Here is a 16,432-nt window from a genome sequence, read left to right as displayed (position 1 = left end):
CAAGGGGGGAGATCGGCAAGAGGCGCTCCTACCACTGCATTCGCCAACGTTGAGATGGGCGAAACCTAGCGGCATATCGATCTCCCCCCTTGAGGGGGAGATGTCCGGCAGGACAGAGGGGGGTGAGGCCGCACGACGAGCCCTTGCTTTCACCCTGTCGATGTTTCAATCTCGCCGCAACCTGTCAAGCCGCGAGCAGACCCATGCCCCACGCCAAGGTCAAACCCCAACACCGGGAACATGCGCGGCAAATGCGAAAGGCTCTGACCGACGCCGAACTGAAATTCTGGAACGCGGTCCGTGCTCATCGCCTCGACGGCCTCTCTTTCAGACGCCAACTGCCTGTCGCCGGATATATCGTTGATTTCGCTTGCCCGTCACATAAGATCATCGTCGAACTGGATGGGTTTCAGCACGCTGAAGATGCTGCGGCAGCTTACGACCGGCAGAGAACACGGACACTTGAGGAACTAGGCTGGACCGTCCTCCGTTTCTGGAACGATGATATCCTCAAAGACATCGACAACGTCTGTCTCCACATTATCCGAACGGCAGAGGAGAACCAACCATGACCACCCACACCGGCGGATGCCAATGCGGCGCGGTCCGTTTTCGCGCCACGGGCGACCTGCAAGACAGCTCCATCTGTCACTGCCGCATGTGCCAGAAGGCCTTCGGTGCCTATTACGCGCCGCTCGTTTCGGTGCGCAACGTGGAATTCGAATGGACGCGCGGCGAGCCGAAACGGTTTCAATCCTCCAGTGTCGTCAAACGCGGTTTCTGCCCGGAATGCGGCACGCCGCTGACCTATGAGGCACCGGATGGCGTGGCGGTTGCGGCCGGCGCGTTTGACGATCCAGCAGCCCTGCCGCCAACCATTCAATGGGGCGTGGAACGCAAGATCGATTTCGTCGACACGCTTCACACCCTGCCCGCCGTCGCCACCGAGGACGACCTGACGCAGGTAGACTATCTCACCAACCTCGTTTCCTACCAGCATCCCGACCACGACACTGAAAACTGGCCACCGGAGAAAAGATAATGAGTGAAAAAGGGTTTTCCGGCGGCTGCCAATGTGGTGCCGTGCGGTTCCATGCGGGCAAACTCGGCCGGCCCTCCATCTGCCATTGCCGCATGTGCCAGAAACATTTCGGCAATTTCTTCGGCGCGCTCGTCACCGCCGATCAGGCGCATCTGGCCTGGACGCGCGGCCAGCCTACCCTCTTCCGCTCATCGGCAAGAATCCATCGCGGCTTCTGCAATAAATGCGGTACGCCGCTCACCTATCATTATCCCGGCGGTGTGGAGATCGCCATCGGCGCCTTTGATCATCCGGAACAGATCGAGCCGCAGGCGCAGGTCAATATCCACAAGCGCATGCCTTGGATCGAGCAGCTATTCTCCAAACCGGCAATCGAGCAGAGCGTCGACGAGGCGGAGATCACCTCCTACCAGCACCCGGATCACGACACGGCCACGTGGCCGCCCGAAGGACCATAAGACATGACTGAAGAACTGCGCGGCTTTTACCCCGAGATCGAACCTTTCGAAACCGGCATGCTGGATGTCGGCGACGGGCATGTGATCTATTGGGAGCGGGTGGGCACCCGTGGCGCGAAACCGGCGGTTTTCCTGCATGGTGGGCCGGGTGGCGGGGTAAACCCCACCCATCGGCGGGTTTTCGATCCCGCACTTTACGATGTCATCCTGTTCGATCAGCGCGGCTGCGGCCGCTCCACGCCGCATGCGGCGCTTGAGGCCAACACCACGTGGCATCTGGTTGCCGATATCGAAAGGCTACGTGAACTCTGCGGCTTCGAAAAATGGCTTGTTTTCGGCGGCTCCTGGGGTTCGACGCTGGCGCTCGCTTATGCCGAGACCCATCCCGACCGCGTCAGCGAACTCGTCCTGCGCGGCATCTACACCGTCACCAGGCCGGAGCTGGACTGGTATTATCAGTTCGGCGTTTCCGAAATGTATCCGGACCACTGGGAGAGATTCATCGCGCCCATTCCGGAGGGGGAGCGCGGTGAGATGATGCAGGCCTATAATCGCTATCTTACCGGCGCCGACGAAGCGAAAAAGCTGGAATGCGCCAAGGCCTGGAGCCAGTGGGAGGGTGCAACCATTGCGCTCGTCACCGACCCCAGCCGTGTGGATGATTTCGGTGAGGATAAATACGCCATCGCCTTTGCACGCATCGAGAACCATTTCTTCGTCAATGACTGCTGGCTGGAAGAAGAGCAACTGCTGCGGAACGCCGGCAGGCTGAAAGATATTCCCGGCGCCATCGTGCACGGGCGTTATGACATGCCCTGCCCGCTGAAATATGCCTGGCAGTTGGCCAAGGCCTGGCCGAAGGCGGATTTCCACATCATCGAAGCGGCCGGGCATGCGCTGAGCGAACCCGGCATTCTTGACCAGCTGATCCGCGCAAACGATCGCTTTGCCGGGAAATGAGAGTCTTTTCAGATGCTTGAGGCGTCCTGATGAGACATTGATTCACACGTGATTTAAAGCAGGGTTCCTGGGAAGATCAGCCGGCGTATTGCGACGTGAGCTCATTTCAAGGGCACGGCGCCTGTTATTCGTGCAGTTTTTCTCATGGACCCTTCACGGAAATGAATTGGCCGCCGCCAAACCGATCCGGTATAAAATGCCATCCGAACAATTGGCGGCACTCCCCATGGCACTCGACAAAACGCTCCCGGCCCAAGAGGGCGGCGATAGCGCGCGCGGTTTTGCTTTCGCGCTCTCTGCATATCTGCTGTGGGGTTTCCTTCCCTTTTACATGAAAGCGGTCGCGCATATTTCGCCGATCGAGGTCATCGTGCATCGCGTCATCTGGTCGGTGCCGATTGCGGCGGTCGTGCTGATTGCGCTCGGGCGCACGGCGGAAATCAGAACCGCGCTGAGAAATCCGAAAATGCTGGCCATGGCGAGCCTGACAGCCGCCCTCATCAGCATCAACTGGGGCGTCTATATCTGGTCGATCGGTGCGGGCCGGGCGCTGGATGCCGCATTGGGTTATTTCATCAATCCGCTGTTCAGCATCTTCCTCGGCGCCGTTCTCCTGAAGGAGAAACTCTATCCGGCGCAGATCGCCGCCATCTGCCTCGTGGGGCTGGCCGTTGCGATCCTCACCTGGCATGCGGGCAGCCTGCCGTGGGTATCCATCGCGCTCACCGTGTCCTGGGGTTTTTACGCCTTCTTCCGCAAGACATTGCCGATCGGCGCCACACAGGGCTTCCTGCTGGAGGTCATGCTTCTCTCCATCCCCGCCGTGCTGGTCATGATCTGGCTTGCCTTCAGCGGACAGGCGCATTTCATGGGCGGCAATTCCGCCGACACATGGCTTCTGGCGGCAAGCGGCGTGATTACCGCCGTTCCGCTTATTCTCTATGGTAATGGCGCCAAGCTGCTGCGGCTGTCGACCATCGGCATCATGCAATATATCGCGCCGACGATGATCTTCCTCATCGCCATCTTCATCTTCAAGGAACCCTTCGACATGGTGCGGATGGCAGCCTTTGCGATGATCTGGGTGGCGCTGGCGATCTATACCGGCTCCAGCCTGATGCGGCTCAAGCGGTAGGCGGGCGTATTGCCGCCTCCCTCACCAAGTCAGGGCTCAATAATCCACCAGCAATTGCGGCGTCGCGTCATAACCAAAACGCGGCTTCACACCGAGAAGCCCCGCCGTCTGCGCGATGATCTCCCGCGTCATCGGGGCTGCGGTGGAAGCCGCCGTGCGCCCGCCATTCACGCCGGTCTTCGGGGCGTCAATCATCGTCAGCACGACGTATTTCGGCTTGTGCATGGGAAAACCGGCGACGAAGGCGTTGAAATTGATATTCTTGGCGTAACGGCCGTTGATCACCTTGTCGGCCGTTCCGGTTTTGCCGCCCACATGAAATCCCTCCACCTGTGCGCCGCGGCCGGAACCCTTGATGCCGTTCCAGTTGAACAGGTAGCGCATATCCGCGCTCGTCTTCTGCTCGATGACGCTGCGTGAAATCGAGGCCGCATCCTCTTTCGAACGCGGCAGGAACGTTGGCGACATCAGGTTGCCGCCATTGATGAGGGCTGCGGCCGCCACCGCCGTCTGCAGCGGCGTGGTGGCAACGCCATGGCCGAAGGAGATGGTAACGGAATTGATCTTCTTCCACACTCTCGGCTGGGTCGGCGTCGCTACTCCAGGCATCTCCGTGTCCATTTTCGTCAGCAGCCCGAGTTTCGTCAGGAACTGCTGGTGGCCTTCGACGCCCACCTTGTCGGCCACCGCCGCCGTGCCGATATTCGATGAATATTGAAACACTTCCGGGATCGATAGCGGGCGGTTCCGGCCCTTGAAATCCTTGATGGTGAAGCCGCCCATGCGGATTGGCCGCGAGGCGTCCACCACCGAATTGAGGGTGATCGCCCCGGCATCCAGCCCCATGGCGAGCGTGAAGCTCTTGAAGGTGGACCCCATTTCGAAGGTGGCGTTGCTCATGCGGTTGAACCAACCCTTTTCATAGTCCCTGTCGATGCTGCCATCGGCAAGGGTGCGGGACGGTTCGTTGGGGTCGTAGTCCGGCACCGAGGCCATGGCCAGCACCTCGCCGGTCTCCACATCGAGGATGACCGAGCCCGCAGCTTCCGCCTCATAGGCGCTCTTCGCCTTCACGACGACCTCGCGGACGATGTTCTGCACCCGCATATCGATGGAAAGCTTCACGGGCTCCAGCGGTGCGCCGCTGGCAAGGCCGACGGCGCGCAGATCAGCCAGCCCCTGCTGGTCGAGATAACGCTCCATGCCGGCAAGACCCTGATTGTCGACATTGACGTGGCCGATAATATGCGAAGCGGCCGGACCGCCCGGATAGAACCGTCGTTTTTCCGGCCGGAAACCGATACCCGGTATGCCGAGATTGAGAATATCCGCCTGTTGCCGGGGCGTCAGCTGGCGCCGCAGCCACTGGAAGCCGGTGTCCGAACGCAACCGGCGATGCGTTTCACGCCAGTCGAGATTGGGGATGACGCTTGCTAGCTTCTCCACCACCTCATCGGGATCAACCACCCGGCGCGGATCCGCATAAAGCGACACCATGTTGAGATCGGTCGCCAGAAGCATGCCGTTGCGGTCGACAATATCAGGCCGGGAGGCGACGGCATTGGCCCCGGTATTGATCCAGGCCGTCGCCACGGGTTCGGCGAGGCCATATTGGACGAGCCGTGCTGCCACGACGACATAGATGGCGGCGAAGACGGCGATCACAATACCGAGCCTCACCCGCGCATCGACCCGGCGGCGGGCGGCGGAACCGAGGATGGCATCGCCAGTCTTACCGGGATGTCTCTGAATAATAAAATGCGCCCGGCTCCTGAGCCGCATCACAAAAGCAATCATGTCTGATGCCGCCCACTTCATGGCTGCAGAAGAAAATTCCGCACCACCAACGCCTCTGGAGAGGCTGGCACAGGATCAGTCGCGGGGCCATGAAAAGAGCGGGTGGAACGATGCCGCTGTTAAATCTGTATTAATATACACTTAAAATTGTAACGAGCCGCCGGGCGGCCGTTAACAATGGTAGCCTCCATCGCCCGTCTGCCAAAATATGCAGCGGTTTTGGACGAGCGCGTTACATGAATACGACTAGACGCGACGCGCTCTAGAGCCGGGAAATTACCGAAGGATCGCCTTCGGGGTTCTGCTGCGCCAGCGCCCGGTCGATGATGGCGGGCACGATGTCCTTCACCTCGTCGACGATGAGCGGGTTCAGAAGATGGGCGCGGTGGATGAAACCCTGGTCGCGCATGTGCTGCACCAGTTCCAGCATGGGGTTCCAGAAACCGTTGATATTGGCGAAGACCATCGGCTTGGCATGGCGGCCGAGCTGCGCCCAGGTCATGATCTCGACGATCTCTTCCAGCGTGCCGACGCCGCCGGGCAGGGTCACGAAGGCATCCGAGCGCTCGAACATCATATGTTTGCGCTCATGCATGTCCTTGGTGATGACAAGCTCGTTCAATTGTCCGAGAGAATGGCGTGTTGCCTCCATATCGACCAGAAATTCCGGTATGATGCCGGTCACTTCGCCGCCATTGGAGAGAACGCCGCTGGCAACCGCGCCCATGATGCCCTTGGTGCCGCCGCCGTAGACGAGGCGAATGCCGTTTTCGGCTATGGATTTCCCAAGCGCGCGGCCTGCTTCCATATGAGCCGGGTCACGTCCGGGCTGGGAGCCGCAATAAACGCAGATGGATCGAATCGCTGTATTTTTGTCCGTCATGGAGGGAAGGAACAATGTGCGATGCGGCACGTCAAGAAAATTTGGGAAATCCCTTGCAAATATGGCCTTTTGCCCACTCGCCGCTTGTCTGGCGAAGGGTAAGACGCTAGCAATCTCAACTCGTGTGAAAAGCTTGAAATATCCGGAGATTCCAGGATGAAAAACAATAAGGCCGGTTTGCTGGCGCTGATCGTGCTGGGCATTGCGTCCCTGCTCATGATCTTTTTCGTCCTGCCGAGGATTTCCAACGACGGCAAACCGATCGGCGACGCCATCAACGAGGCCGGCAACGCGGTGAAGAACAGCGTTGAAATGGGAGCCGACAAGGCGGGTGACATCCTCTCCGACGCGGCCGAGGAGACGGCCAGCATTGCCGACAAGGTCGGCCGCCGGGCGGCTTCCGCAACCCAGTCGATCAAGGACATGGCCTCGCTTTTCGCCGACAACAAGGTTCCGTCCGATGCCGATTTTGCAGCGGCCCGCAAAAAGGTCGAGGCTTCGCTGAAGGAACTGACCAATATCGACATTCCAGAGTCGCTGGACGAAACCACGTCGCGGCTCATCACCACGGCGCGTGCCGCGGCCGAACGCACTACTGCCTTCCTGCGCGGCCTGCCTGACAATGCGGCTGCCGCGGCAGCACAGGTCCGCCGTCTGGCTGGCGTATTTGCCGGCACCGACGATGGCGCGCCTCAAGCCGCAAATCCGACCGCCGCCCCCGCCGATGCCGCCCAGGCCTCTTCCGGCACACCGACATTCGACGTGCTGCGCGTCGAGCCCGATGGTTCGGCCGTGATCGCCGGCAAGGCGCAGCCCGGCGCAAAGCTTGAAATTCTGAGCAACGGCAAGGTGATCGCCCAGACGACCATCGACGGCACGGGCGATTTCGCCGCCGTTTTCGACAATCCCCTGCCGCCCGGCGATCATGAGCTGGTGTTGCGTTCAACCGATGCCAACGGCAAGGCGACGCAGTCCGAGGAAGTGGCGACCGTTTCCGTACCGCAGAGCAAGTCGGGCGAGCTTCTGGCCATGGTTTCCAAACCCGGCAAGGCAAGCCGTGTGCTGGCCATGCCCGAGGCAGCACCTCCAGCGCTCCAGCCGCAGCAGGCCACGCCGTCGCAACCGTCTGCCGCAACCTCCGAAACCACCGCCAACAATACGCCCGTGCCCTCTTCGGGCACTGCCGCTCCCACCGCTGCCGGATCGACTGCCGTTGCCCCGCTCACGTCGAGCGTTCAGGTCACCGCCGTCGAATTCGAGGGATCGAAGATCTTCGTCGCGGGTTCCGCGCCAGGCGGTTCGACCGTTCGCGCGCTTGTCGACGACAAGGAAATCGGCAAGAGCACGACTGAGGCATCCGGTCATTTCGTCATCGAAGGCGATGTCGATCTTGCCGTCGGCAGCCACATCATCACCGTCGAGGAACTGAATGCCGATGGCACGGCGAAGGTGCGGGTGCGCGTTCCCTTCGAGCGGCCGCAGACCGATCAGGCAACCGTTGCCATGCAGGCCCCATCGGCCTCATCGTCGGCCAACACGACCGCGGCACCGGCTGAAAACCAGAGCACGGCGAGTGACCGCGCCGCATTTGAAAAGCTGCGCACCGATGTCGCCAAGGCGTTCGGCATCCTCTCCAATCTTTACAAGGATCAGGCGACGCCGGCGCTCGATCAGGCCATTGCCGGCCGCTCCGCGGTGGTGATCGCGCTGAAATCGCTCTCCGAGTTCCGCACTGCCGCTGCCACGGAGCCTGACTTCACCGCTTTTGCCGGCGATATCACGGGCAAGGCGCGTCAGCTGCTTGCGACGGTAGAAGCCTGGCCGAACGATGTGGCCGCCATCGGCAAGGGCATCGCCTCGCTGGCAAGCCGCCTCGCCGAACTGCACATCATCGCTCCGCCTGCGCCCGTGCCGCAAGTCCCTGCCGGCCCTCAGACCTTCGAGCAGGCACCGCTTGCCGAAAGCCAGAACAGCGTCATCATCCGCCGCGGCGACACGCTGTGGCAGATTTCCCGGCGCGTTTACGGACAGGGCGTGCGTTACACCACGATCTACCTCGCCAATGAGGACCAGATCAGAAACCCTGACCTGATCGAGCCCGGCCAGATTTTCGGCGTGCCGAAAGAGGCACTGCCGAACGCGGAAGAACTCCACCGCAAGCGGCTGAAGAGTGGCTCCTGAGGATGTGAAGACGTTGCGATGAACCCGCAACGATCCTATCTGTGACACGCGCGGCGGCTTGACCAAAGCCGCCGTCCTGCTGTCGGCTTCCGGCAGTGACCGGAGAGAATGATGGCCACGAAGAAAAAAACCATTTCGGCGGATTCCAGCAATCCGACCCAGACCCTGATCAATCTCTGGCCCTATATGTGGCCAGAGGGTCGGTGGGACCTGAAGATGCGGGTGATCTGGGCAACCGTGTTCCTCATCGTCGCCAAGCTGGTGCTGATCGCGGTTCCCTATTTCTTCAAATGGGCGACGGATGCGCTGAACGGCAAGCTCGACATGGCAGGGCTGGTTCCGGCCTTCCTGCTCGGCGCGGTGGCGCTGGTCATCGCCTATAATCTGACGCGGCTGATCCAGGTCGGGCTCAACCAGCTGCGCGATTCGCTGTTTGCCAGCGTCGGCCAACATGCGGTGCGCCAGCTCGCCTATCGTACCTTCGTGCACATGCACCGGCTTTCGCTGCGTTTCCATCTGGAGCGCAAGACCGGCGGGCTGTCGCGGGTCATCGAGCGCGGCACGAAGGGCATCGAAACCATTGTCCGCTTCACCATTCTCAATACCGCACCGACCTTCATCGAATTCCTGCTGACGGCCATCATCTTCTGGGCGTCCTATGGTTTTTCCTATGTGCTGGTCACCGTCGTCACCGTCTGGGCCTATATCTGGTTCACGGTCAGGGCCAGCAACTGGCGTATCGGCATCCGCCGCGCCATGAATGACAGCGATACCGACGCCAATACCAAGGCGATCGATTCGCTACTCAACTTCGAGACCGTCAAATATTTCGGCAATGAGGAAATGGAGGCACGGCGTTTCGACGTCGCCATGGAGCGTTACGAAAAATCGGCGATCTCGATCTGGACCTCGCTCGGCTGGCTGAACTTTGGCCAGGGCGTGATTTTCGGCATCGGCTCCACGATCATGATGGTGATGTCGGCACTGGCCGTGCAGCGCGGCGAGCAGACCATCGGCGATTTCGTGTTCGTCAATGCGCTGCTGCTGCAGCTTTCCGTGCCGCTCAATTTCATCGGCTTCGTTTATCGCGAAATCCGCCAGGGCCTGACCGACATCGAACAGATGTTCGATCTTCTCGAGGTGGAGGCCGAAGTCACCGACAGGCCGGATGCGAAGCCGCTTGCGGCCGGTCCCGGCGCGATCTCCTTCCGCGACGTGCATTTTGCCTACGACCCTGAAAGACCGATCCTCAAGGGCGTTTCCTTCGATGTGCCGGCGGGCAAGACGGTGGCGATCGTCGGCCCTTCCGGTGCGGGAAAATCGACGATCTCGCGGCTGCTTTATCGTTTCTACGATATTCAGGAGGGCGCCGTTACCATCGACGGGCAGGATATTCGCGACGTGACGCAAAAGAGCCTGCGCTCGATGATCGGCATGGTGCCGCAGGATACCGTGCTGTTCAACGACACCCTCGCCTACAATATCCGCTACGGTCGCCCCTCCGCCACCGACGAGGAGCTGAAGGCAGCGGCGGATGCAGCGCAGATCAGCGCCTTCATCGGCAAACTGCCGGACGGTTACGCCACCATGGTCGGCGAACGGGGACTGAAGCTTTCGGGTGGCGAAAAGCAGCGCGTGGCGATTGCCCGGACCATTCTCAAGGCACCGCCGATCCTGATCCTCGACGAGGCGACCTCGGCGCTCGATACGCATACCGAGCAGGAAATCCAGAGCGCCCTCGACATCGTCTCGAAAAACCGCACCACGCTGGTCATCGCCCACCGCCTCTCCACGGTCATCCACGCGGACGAAATCATCGTGCTGAAGGAAGGACTGATCGCCGAGCGGGGAACGCATGCCTCGCTGATGGCGCATGATGGCCTCTACGCCTCGATGTGGAGCCGCCAGCGCGAGGCGATCCGCGCCGAAGAGATGCTGCGCCATGTTCGCGAAAGCGACGATCTCGGCGTCGTGGACCGCGGCGAACCGGCGCATTGACGGCATAAACTCGGCATAAACTCCGGGGGAACCGGGGTGGGAGACCCGCCGGGCCATTGCCGGGCGGGACGTTTGGCTGTAACCAGCAAGGCGAAGTTTGTCGCATGCCCGTATGGATCGTGTTGTATGAAGACCACATATGGAGGCGCAGACAAAAACCGGAGCAAGGAACCATATGAATCTGTTCGACACCATTCGCAACACCATCGTACCGATCCACAAGGAAGGTTATGTCTTCGTGGCGGCCTTCTTCGTCGCATCGCTGGTGCTCGGCTGGATCGCCGAACCGCTCTTCTGGGTCGGTCTCGTGCTGACGGCCTGGTGCGCCTATTTCTTCCGCGATCCCGAGCGTGTCACGCCGCAGGATGACGACCTCATCATCAGCCCGGCCGACGGCAAGGTTTCGGCCGTGCAGAGTGTCGTTCCGCCGCTGGAACTGGAACTCGGCAAGGAACCGATGGTTCGTATTTCGGTGTTCATGAACGTGTTCAACTGCCATGTGAACCGCGCGCCCGTGCGTGGCCGCATCGTCAATGTCGCTTACCGTCCCGGCCTCTTCCTCAATGCCGAAGTCGACAAGGCTTCGGAAGACAATGAGCGCAACGGCCTCGTCATCGAGACCTCGCATGGCAAGGTAGGTGTGGTGCAGATCGCCGGCATGGTCGCCCGCCGCATCGTCTGCTGGGTGAAGCCGAATGAACCTGTTGATGCCGGTGAGCGTTTCGGCCTTATCCGTTTCGGTTCGCGCCTCGATATCTTCCTTCCCGCAGGTTTCGAGCCGCGTGTATCGGTTGGCCAGACGGCAATCGCCGGTGAGACCGTGCTTGCCGAATTCGGCTCGGCCAAGGGTCCGGTCCTTAGCCGTCGCGGCTAAGGATAAACAGGAAGGGCATGCGCATGGAAACGCCGATTTCGGAGCCGCAGCAGAACGGAAAACAGGAGGGCCGCAGTGATAGCGGCCGTGGGCCGCGCCTGAGGGAAATTCCCTTTCGCCTCCTGGTGCCCAATCTGATCACCGTTCTCGCGATCTGCGCAGGCTTGAGCGGCGTACGCCTTGCCATCGAAGGCCGCTTTGAACTCGCCGTCGGTATGGTGCTCCTCGCCGCCTTTCTCGACGGCGTGGACGGGCGTGTTGCCCGCATGATGAAGGCGACCTCCAAATTCGGCGAGCAGATGGATTCGCTTGCCGATATCGTCAATTTCGGTGTCGCTCCTGCTCTCGTCGTCTATATCTATCTGCTCGATCAGGCGCGTTCGATTGGCTGGATCGGCGCCCTCATCTATGTCATTGCCGCCGGCCTGCGCCTGGCGCGCTTCAACGTCATGATCGAGCGGCCGGTAAAGGCGCCTTGGCAGAGCGAATTTTTTGTCGGCGTTCCGGCCCCGATGGGCGCGATGCTGGTGCTTCTGCCGGTCTATCTCGGCTTCCTCGGCGTGGAGCCGGACAAGCCCTTCGCTTACGTCGCCGCCGCCTACACCGTCCTGATCGGTTATCTTCTCATCAGCCGTCTGCCGGTCTGGTCGGGAAAGTCCAGTACCCGCATTCGCCGTGATCTGGTGCTGCCGATGATCCTCGTCGTCGTGCTCTATGTGGCGATGCTGATGAGCTTCACCTGGGAAGTTCTGGTTCTGACGGTCGCCGCCTATCTCGTCTTCATTCCCATCAGCGCCCGCCTCTGGCATCGCCGCTACGGTACGCTGACCATCGAGGAAGACGCGCATGACGATGCCAATGGCGGCAACGGCCTCGATCGCGGCATTTAAAACCGCAGGTTTATTTTTTGCCAGACAAGCCGGTGCAGGATGTGACGCAAAATGTCGCAGCCTGAAAAACCGTCTTCGTCTCTTTCGCCTCGAATCCGTCAAGATTAGCCTCGAAAGAAGGGGCTCACACGCATCGCAAAGGCGATTGGCGTGAATTGTGGAGAGAGAGAAATGACGAACGAGACGAAGGCACAGCCGCAGGCGAAGCCCGACCTCAAGAGCCACTACCGCCCGCTCGGACTGAAGGCCGTTGCTGCCGCAGCCCTGATGCTGAAGCGTAAGCCCACCGCCAAAACCGCCTGAAAACATTCATTTTTCTGATATCAGCGGATATTGGGGATTTTCCGGAAAACGGAGAAATCCTGACGGAAGATCAACAATCGCGCGGCGCCTTTTGCAGGCGCCGTTTTTGTTTCTTGCACCCCGCGATATTGTCGATCGCAAACTATTCATAGAAATGGCCGACTTCCGTAACGAAGCCGCAACGAAACTGCAGTACAAAGCCCGCCTTCGACAAGAAGGCTATACGAGCGCCAACGTATAGATTAGTGAATACAAAAGAACTTTTCTATTCCGCATTTTTTCCACAACAATGCATAAGCTGGCCTTCGAATTCGCGGATACGCGAATGACGAATATTCGGCGTTGAGGAAAGACTGGGGAGACGGGCCAGGGGGGCTTGGGACGGCCATGCAGGATAAAATCCTTCTGATTGAAGATTCCGTTGCGCTTTCCATGCTGCTGAGGACGCGGCTTTCGGATGAAACGGAAGCCGAGGTCGTCCATTGCGCCAGCATGGCCGAGGCCGATGCCCTGATGCAGGCCAATAATTTCACGCTGGCGCTGACGGGTCTCAACCTGCCCGATGCGCCCAAGGGGGAAATTCTGACGCTTCTATCCGAGCGCAAGGTGCCGGCCATCGTCTTCACTGCAACGGTGGATGAGGAAGCGCGCAAGCGTTATGCCGAAAAGAAGATCATCGACTATATCGTCAAGGACGGCCATCGCACCGTCGATGCCGTGGTCAAGACGGTCGACCGGATTATGACCAACAAGCGTTTTTCCGTTCTGGTGGTCGATGATGCGCGCACCGCACGCTCCGGCCTCGTGGAAATTCTGGAGCGGCAGAATTTCAAGGTCAGCGAAGCCCATTCGGGCAACCGGGCGCTGGAAATCCTCTCGCAGGACCCGTCAATCCAGCTCGTCATTACCGATTACCACATGCCGGATATGGACGGTTATGAACTGACACGGCGCATCCGCGACAGCAGGTCCTCCGAAGACCTGCGGGTGATCGGCATATCCTCCTCCACGGACCGCCTGCTTTCGGCAAGCTTCCTCAAGGCCGGCGCGTCGGATTTCGTCTACCGCCCCTTCGTACCGGAAGAATTGCAGTGCCGCATCGACAACAATATCGAGACACTGAAGCAGCTCAAGCGCCTGCGTGAACTGGCCGAACGGGACCACCTCACCGGCCTGCCCAATCGCCGCTCCTTCTTCGAGCGCACGCGCGCGCTGATGGATGTCATCAATGACAATGACGAGAGCGGCGCAGTCGCCATTCTCGACATTGACCATTTCAAGAAGATCAACGACACGCTAGGGCACGATGCCGGCGACAGGGCGCTGAAGAAGCTGGCTGAACTGCTGCAGGGCATGTGCGACGAGCAACGCCATATTCCCGCCCGCCTCGGCGGTGAGGAATTTGCCGTGTTCCTGCGAGGGCTGGATGCGCGGGCTGCCTATGCCTTCTGCGAGGAACTGCGCGAACAGGTGGAAAAGAACGGCCGGCAGCTGAGCGGCAGCAGCCTGGCACTGACAATTTCACTCGGTGTCGTGGAGATCGAAAAGGGCGAGCCCTTCGACAACCAGCTGAATGCGGCGGATCAGTTGCTCTATCTCGCCAAGGCGAATGGCCGCAACCGCGTTTATTCCGACATCATGATCCAGGAAGGCCTGCAGAAAATCGGGCTGAACGGCTGAAGGCCGCGGCAACGCTCAGCTCTAGTCTCTAGGCACAAAAAACGCCTCAAAACAGCGACATCTGCCCGTCATCCTTCGCCGGCCTGACCTTCGCCAGCGGCGCGCTTTCCGGCACCGGATCGATGAGATCGGCCCCGACATTGGCGACCTTGTTGACCTTGTCCGAGACCGGAATCATCTCGAAGAAATCACCCTGAACCGGTCGCATCAGATCAGCGACCTCGCGTGGCTCCTGGGTCTTGCAGTCCAGCCAGCGGCTGAAATCCTCCGGCGCAATGACAACGGGCATACGATCGTGAATACGGCCGATCGCGGCATTGGCGGCGGTGGTGAGGATCGCGCCGGTATCGACCTCCGAGCCGTCGGCAGAAGACCAGGTTTCCATGAGGCCGGCGAAAGCAACGATGCCGCCGTTTTTCGGGCGGATAAAATAGGGCTGGGCTTTGCCGCCCTCCTCCTTTGGCGGGCGTCGCCATTCGTAAAAGCCGGTTGCCGGGATGAGCACGCGGCGATGGCGCATGGCGGCTCGGAAGGAGGCCTTGCCGATTGCGGTTTCGGAACGGGCATTGATGAGCAGCGGAAAGTCCTTCGGATCCTTCACCCAGCCCGGCATGAAACCCCAGCGCACCAGCACGGCCCGGCGGTTGGGCAGGTTGCTGCCGCGCTCCTGCTGCTCGCCTTCCATGACGACCAGAATGGGTTGGGTCGGCGCGATGTTGAAACGGGCGGGAAAATCCTCAAGGCCGATCAGATCGAGATAATCGGCGATCTCTTCCGGCGTTGCCTTTAGCACGAAACGTCCGCACATGGCCTTCTCCTCAACCCCTTGGTCCGAACAGGATGATGGCGGTGCCGGCAAGGCAGACGACACCGCCGGCAATATCCCACCTGTCCGGTGCATGGCCTTCCACGCCCCAGAGCCAGAACAGCGAGGCGGCAATATAGATCCCGCCATAGGCGGCATAGGCCCTGCCCGCCGCCTCCGTCGCAACCAGCGTCAGAAGCCACGCAAAAGCGGCCAGCGCCACCATGCCGGGCAGCAATATCCAGCCGGTCTTGCCGAGTTTCAGCCAGGCCCAGAAGGAAAAACAGCCGGCGATTTCGGCAACGGCCGCCAGAACATAGATAAGATAGACCTTCATTCCACCGTCTTTAGCATGCACAATCGCACCCGTTCCGGACTATAACCATCGGCGCGGAAACCGGAATCGATTTTTCCGAGTGACGACCACTATAGACAGGCCGGAAACGGCCGAAACAAGCGAAACCATTCATGACCCTTCGTATCAAGCCCCGTGCCGCCTCCTCCGCCATCGTCAGGAATGGAGACCGGCTGCTTCTGGTGCGCCGTATCAACCCGCCCTCCAAGGACATGTTCGCCTTTCCCGGCGGACGGGCCGAAGAAGGGGAAACTCCGGACGAGACGGCATTGCGCGAGCTGCACGAGGAAACCGGTATCATCGCCCGCAGGCCGCAGCTTTTCGCGACCTACGATCTTCCCACCCGTGACGCTAAAGGCGTGCTGACGAGCCACTATTTCCTATCAGTCTTCACCGTGGAAACAGATGCAGATCCGCTGGTGACAGTGGGTGATGATGCGGCGGATGCGGGCTGGTACACCTTGGCGGAGATTCGCCTTCTGCCGGCGCCCGAAAGCGTTGTCGAATGTGCCGAGCGCCTGCTTGCATGATTGCCAGCCAGCCAGAATCGCTATTATCTAGGACCGACCCGCCCGCCGGATGGTCACGAGCCAACAGTTCACGAGTATGTGTGGGGCAGAATAGAATTTTGATACGACCAACCATCTTCCTGTCTCTTTTTCTGACAATGCTTGCCATATCAGGGCAAGAAGGCGTCGCTTATGCGCAGCCCTCAAAATCCGTTTCCGAGGCACGTCCTGCGGAAGCGGCGCCGCCCAAACCTGCCCCTTATGACGACAAGCTGGCGCGGCTTTCGGAAATATTGGGCGCGGTGCAATATCTGAGAACGCTGTGTCCCTCTTCCGGGCCGGAGGACTGGCGCAAATCGATGAGCGCCCTTCTGGCTGCGGACACGGCGAGCGAACCCGAACGACGCCAGCGCATGACGGCTGCATTCAACCGTGGATACCGCTCCTTTGCAGCCATCCACACCAGTTGCACACGCGCCGCCATCATGGCAGAAGAGAACTACCGTAACGAAGGGGCAACACTCGCGCAGGAAATCGCGTCCAGGTTCGGAAATTAAAGGTT

Annotated in this window: 17 protein-coding genes; 13 read left to right on the top strand and 4 right to left on the bottom strand. The window is 60.2% G+C overall.

Annotated features, from left to right (window positions below; all coding sequences use genetic code 11):
• Window positions 1-203: 203 nt before the first annotated feature.
• The 5 genes from ATU_RS05310 to rarD all read left to right on the top strand — a co-directional run bounded on the left by ATU_RS05310 (window position 204) and on the right by rarD (window position 3,595).
• Entirely contained in the window at window positions 204-572 is a 369-nt protein-coding gene (locus tag ATU_RS05310) for an endonuclease domain-containing protein (RefSeq protein ID WP_010971377.1), read from the top strand.
• Entirely contained in the window at window positions 569-1,042 is a 474-nt protein-coding gene (locus ATU_RS05305) for a GFA family protein (RefSeq protein ID WP_006314552.1), read from the top strand. Before ATU_RS05310 ends, ATU_RS05305 begins: the two co-directional genes overlap by 4 nt.
• Entirely contained in the window at window positions 1,042-1,500 is a 459-nt protein-coding gene (locus ATU_RS05300) for a GFA family protein (RefSeq protein WP_010971376.1), read from the top strand. The genes ATU_RS05305 and ATU_RS05300 overlap by 1 nt, the downstream gene beginning before the upstream one ends.
• 3 nt (window positions 1,501-1,503) lie before the next feature.
• Window positions 1,504-2,460, top strand: a complete 957-nt coding sequence (pip, locus tag ATU_RS05295) for a prolyl aminopeptidase (RefSeq protein ID WP_010971375.1) — start codon at window positions 1,504-1,506, stop codon at window positions 2,458-2,460.
• A gap of 226 nt (window positions 2,461-2,686) precedes the next feature.
• Window positions 2,687-3,595 carry an EamA family transporter RarD gene (rarD, locus tag ATU_RS05290; RefSeq protein ID WP_010971374.1) on the top strand — a complete coding sequence of 303 codons (909 nt, stop codon included), beginning with the start codon at window positions 2,687-2,689 and terminating at the stop codon, window positions 3,593-3,595.
• A 36-nt stretch (window positions 3,596-3,631) separates the two neighbouring features.
• Here the strand turns inward: rarD and ATU_RS05285 are convergent, their stop codons facing one another.
• On the bottom strand, window positions 3,632-5,392 hold the full coding sequence (locus ATU_RS05285; protein ID WP_010971373.1) for a peptidoglycan D,D-transpeptidase FtsI family protein: 1,761 nt from the start codon (window positions 5,390-5,392) through the stop codon (window positions 3,632-3,634).
• A 262-nt stretch (window positions 5,393-5,654) separates the two neighbouring features.
• On the bottom strand, window positions 5,655-6,275 hold the full coding sequence (locus ATU_RS05280) for an LOG family protein (protein WP_080817300.1): 621 nt from the start codon (window positions 6,273-6,275) through the stop codon (window positions 5,655-5,657).
• A 156-nt stretch (window positions 6,276-6,431) separates the two neighbouring features.
• Between ATU_RS05280 and ATU_RS05275 the strand changes: the two genes are divergently transcribed.
• From ATU_RS05275 to ATU_RS05255, 6 genes are all read left to right on the top strand, one after another.
• Window positions 6,432-8,456 carry a LysM peptidoglycan-binding domain-containing protein gene (locus ATU_RS05275; RefSeq protein ID WP_010972650.1) on the top strand — a complete coding sequence of 675 codons (2,025 nt, stop codon included), beginning with the start codon at window positions 6,432-6,434 and terminating at the stop codon, window positions 8,454-8,456.
• Window positions 8,457-8,567: 111 nt separating this feature from the next.
• Entirely contained in the window at window positions 8,568-10,454 is a 1,887-nt protein-coding gene (locus ATU_RS05270; protein WP_010971371.1) for an ABCB family ABC transporter ATP-binding protein/permease, read from the top strand.
• 175 nt (window positions 10,455-10,629) lie between these two features.
• On the top strand, window positions 10,630-11,328 hold the full coding sequence (locus ATU_RS05265; protein ID WP_010971370.1) for a phosphatidylserine decarboxylase: 699 nt from the start codon (window positions 10,630-10,632) through the stop codon (window positions 11,326-11,328).
• A 23-nt stretch (window positions 11,329-11,351) separates the two neighbouring features.
• Window positions 11,352-12,218 carry a CDP-diacylglycerol--serine O-phosphatidyltransferase gene (pssA, locus tag ATU_RS05260; protein ID WP_010971369.1) on the top strand — a complete coding sequence of 289 codons (867 nt, stop codon included), beginning with the start codon at window positions 11,352-11,354 and terminating at the stop codon, window positions 12,216-12,218.
• 171 nt (window positions 12,219-12,389) lie between these two features.
• Window positions 12,390-12,521 (top strand): hypothetical protein, encoded by a 132-nt coding sequence (locus tag ATU_RS26885; RefSeq protein WP_006314540.1) that lies wholly within the window; start codon window positions 12,390-12,392, stop codon window positions 12,519-12,521.
• A 387-nt stretch (window positions 12,522-12,908) separates the two neighbouring features.
• On the top strand, window positions 12,909-14,201 hold the full coding sequence (locus ATU_RS05255; RefSeq protein ID WP_010971367.1) for a GGDEF domain-containing response regulator: 1,293 nt from the start codon (window positions 12,909-12,911) through the stop codon (window positions 14,199-14,201).
• A gap of 46 nt (window positions 14,202-14,247) precedes the next feature.
• Here the strand turns inward: ATU_RS05255 and ATU_RS05250 are convergent, their stop codons facing one another.
• Complete coding sequence (locus ATU_RS05250; protein WP_010971366.1) at window positions 14,248-15,009, bottom strand: SOS response-associated peptidase; 762 nt, start codon at window positions 15,007-15,009, stop codon at window positions 14,248-14,250.
• Window positions 15,010-15,019: 10 nt separating this feature from the next.
• The gene (locus ATU_RS05245; RefSeq protein ID WP_010971365.1) at window positions 15,020-15,343 is read right to left on the bottom strand and encodes a YnfA family protein; all 324 of its coding nucleotides are present in this window, start codon (window positions 15,341-15,343) and stop codon (window positions 15,020-15,022) included.
• Window positions 15,344-15,474: 131 nt separating this feature from the next.
• On the opposite strand from ATU_RS05245, the gene ATU_RS05240 reads away from it, so the two are divergent.
• Together ATU_RS05240 and ATU_RS05235 are read left to right on the top strand one after the other, a co-directional pair.
• Complete coding sequence (locus tag ATU_RS05240; protein WP_006314525.1) at window positions 15,475-15,891, top strand: NUDIX hydrolase; 417 nt, start codon at window positions 15,475-15,477, stop codon at window positions 15,889-15,891.
• 98 nt (window positions 15,892-15,989) lie between these two features.
• Window positions 15,990-16,427: a TIGR02301 family protein gene (locus ATU_RS05235; protein WP_010971364.1), complete on the top strand. Its 438-nt coding sequence runs from the start codon at window positions 15,990-15,992 to the stop codon at window positions 16,425-16,427.
• Window positions 16,428-16,432 lie beyond the last annotated feature (5 nt).

This window comes from Agrobacterium fabrum str. C58, from assembly GCF_000092025.1.
GTDB lineage: Bacteria > Pseudomonadota > Alphaproteobacteria > Rhizobiales > Rhizobiaceae > Agrobacterium > Agrobacterium fabrum.
Note: the sequence above shows the minus strand (reverse complement) of the source record. Positions and strands in the feature narration are given on the sequence as shown.

Bases quoted from the DNA above. Each gene is read 5' to 3' on its own strand.
- ATU_RS05255 (WP_010971367.1), top strand. From the start codon at position 12,909: ATGCAGGATAAAATCCTTCTGATTGAAGATTCCGTTGCGCTTTCCATG.
- ATU_RS05265 (WP_010971370.1), top strand. From the start codon at position 10,630: ATGAATCTGTTCGACACCATTCGCAACACCATCGTACCGATCCACAAG.
- rarD (WP_010971374.1), top strand. From the start codon at position 2,687: ATGGCACTCGACAAAACGCTCCCGGCCCAAGAGGGCGGCGATAGCGCG.
- ATU_RS05285 (WP_010971373.1), bottom strand. From the start codon at position 5,392: ATGATTGCTTTTGTGATGCGGCTCAGGAGCCGGGCGCATTTTATTATT.
- pssA (WP_010971369.1), top strand. From the start codon at position 11,352: ATGGAAACGCCGATTTCGGAGCCGCAGCAGAACGGAAAACAGGAGGGC.
- ATU_RS05250 (WP_010971366.1), bottom strand. From the start codon at position 15,009: ATGTGCGGACGTTTCGTGCTAAAGGCAACGCCGGAAGAGATCGCCGAT.
- pip (WP_010971375.1), top strand. From the start codon at position 1,504: ATGACTGAAGAACTGCGCGGCTTTTACCCCGAGATCGAACCTTTCGAA.
- ATU_RS05245 (WP_010971365.1), bottom strand. From the start codon at position 15,343: ATGAAGGTCTATCTTATCTATGTTCTGGCGGCCGTTGCCGAAATCGCC.
- ATU_RS05280 (WP_080817300.1), bottom strand. From the start codon at position 6,275: ATGACGGACAAAAATACAGCGATTCGATCCATCTGCGTTTATTGCGGC.
- ATU_RS05300 (WP_010971376.1), top strand. From the start codon at position 1,042: ATGAGTGAAAAAGGGTTTTCCGGCGGCTGCCAATGTGGTGCCGTGCGG.
- ATU_RS05240 (WP_006314525.1), top strand. From the start codon at position 15,475: ATGACCCTTCGTATCAAGCCCCGTGCCGCCTCCTCCGCCATCGTCAGG.
- ATU_RS26885 (WP_006314540.1), top strand. From the start codon at position 12,390: ATGACGAACGAGACGAAGGCACAGCCGCAGGCGAAGCCCGACCTCAAG.
- ATU_RS05310 (WP_010971377.1), top strand. From the start codon at position 204: ATGCCCCACGCCAAGGTCAAACCCCAACACCGGGAACATGCGCGGCAA.
- ATU_RS05305 (WP_006314552.1), top strand. From the start codon at position 569: ATGACCACCCACACCGGCGGATGCCAATGCGGCGCGGTCCGTTTTCGC.
- ATU_RS05270 (WP_010971371.1), top strand. From the start codon at position 8,568: ATGGCCACGAAGAAAAAAACCATTTCGGCGGATTCCAGCAATCCGACC.
- ATU_RS05275 (WP_010972650.1), top strand. From the start codon at position 6,432: ATGAAAAACAATAAGGCCGGTTTGCTGGCGCTGATCGTGCTGGGCATT.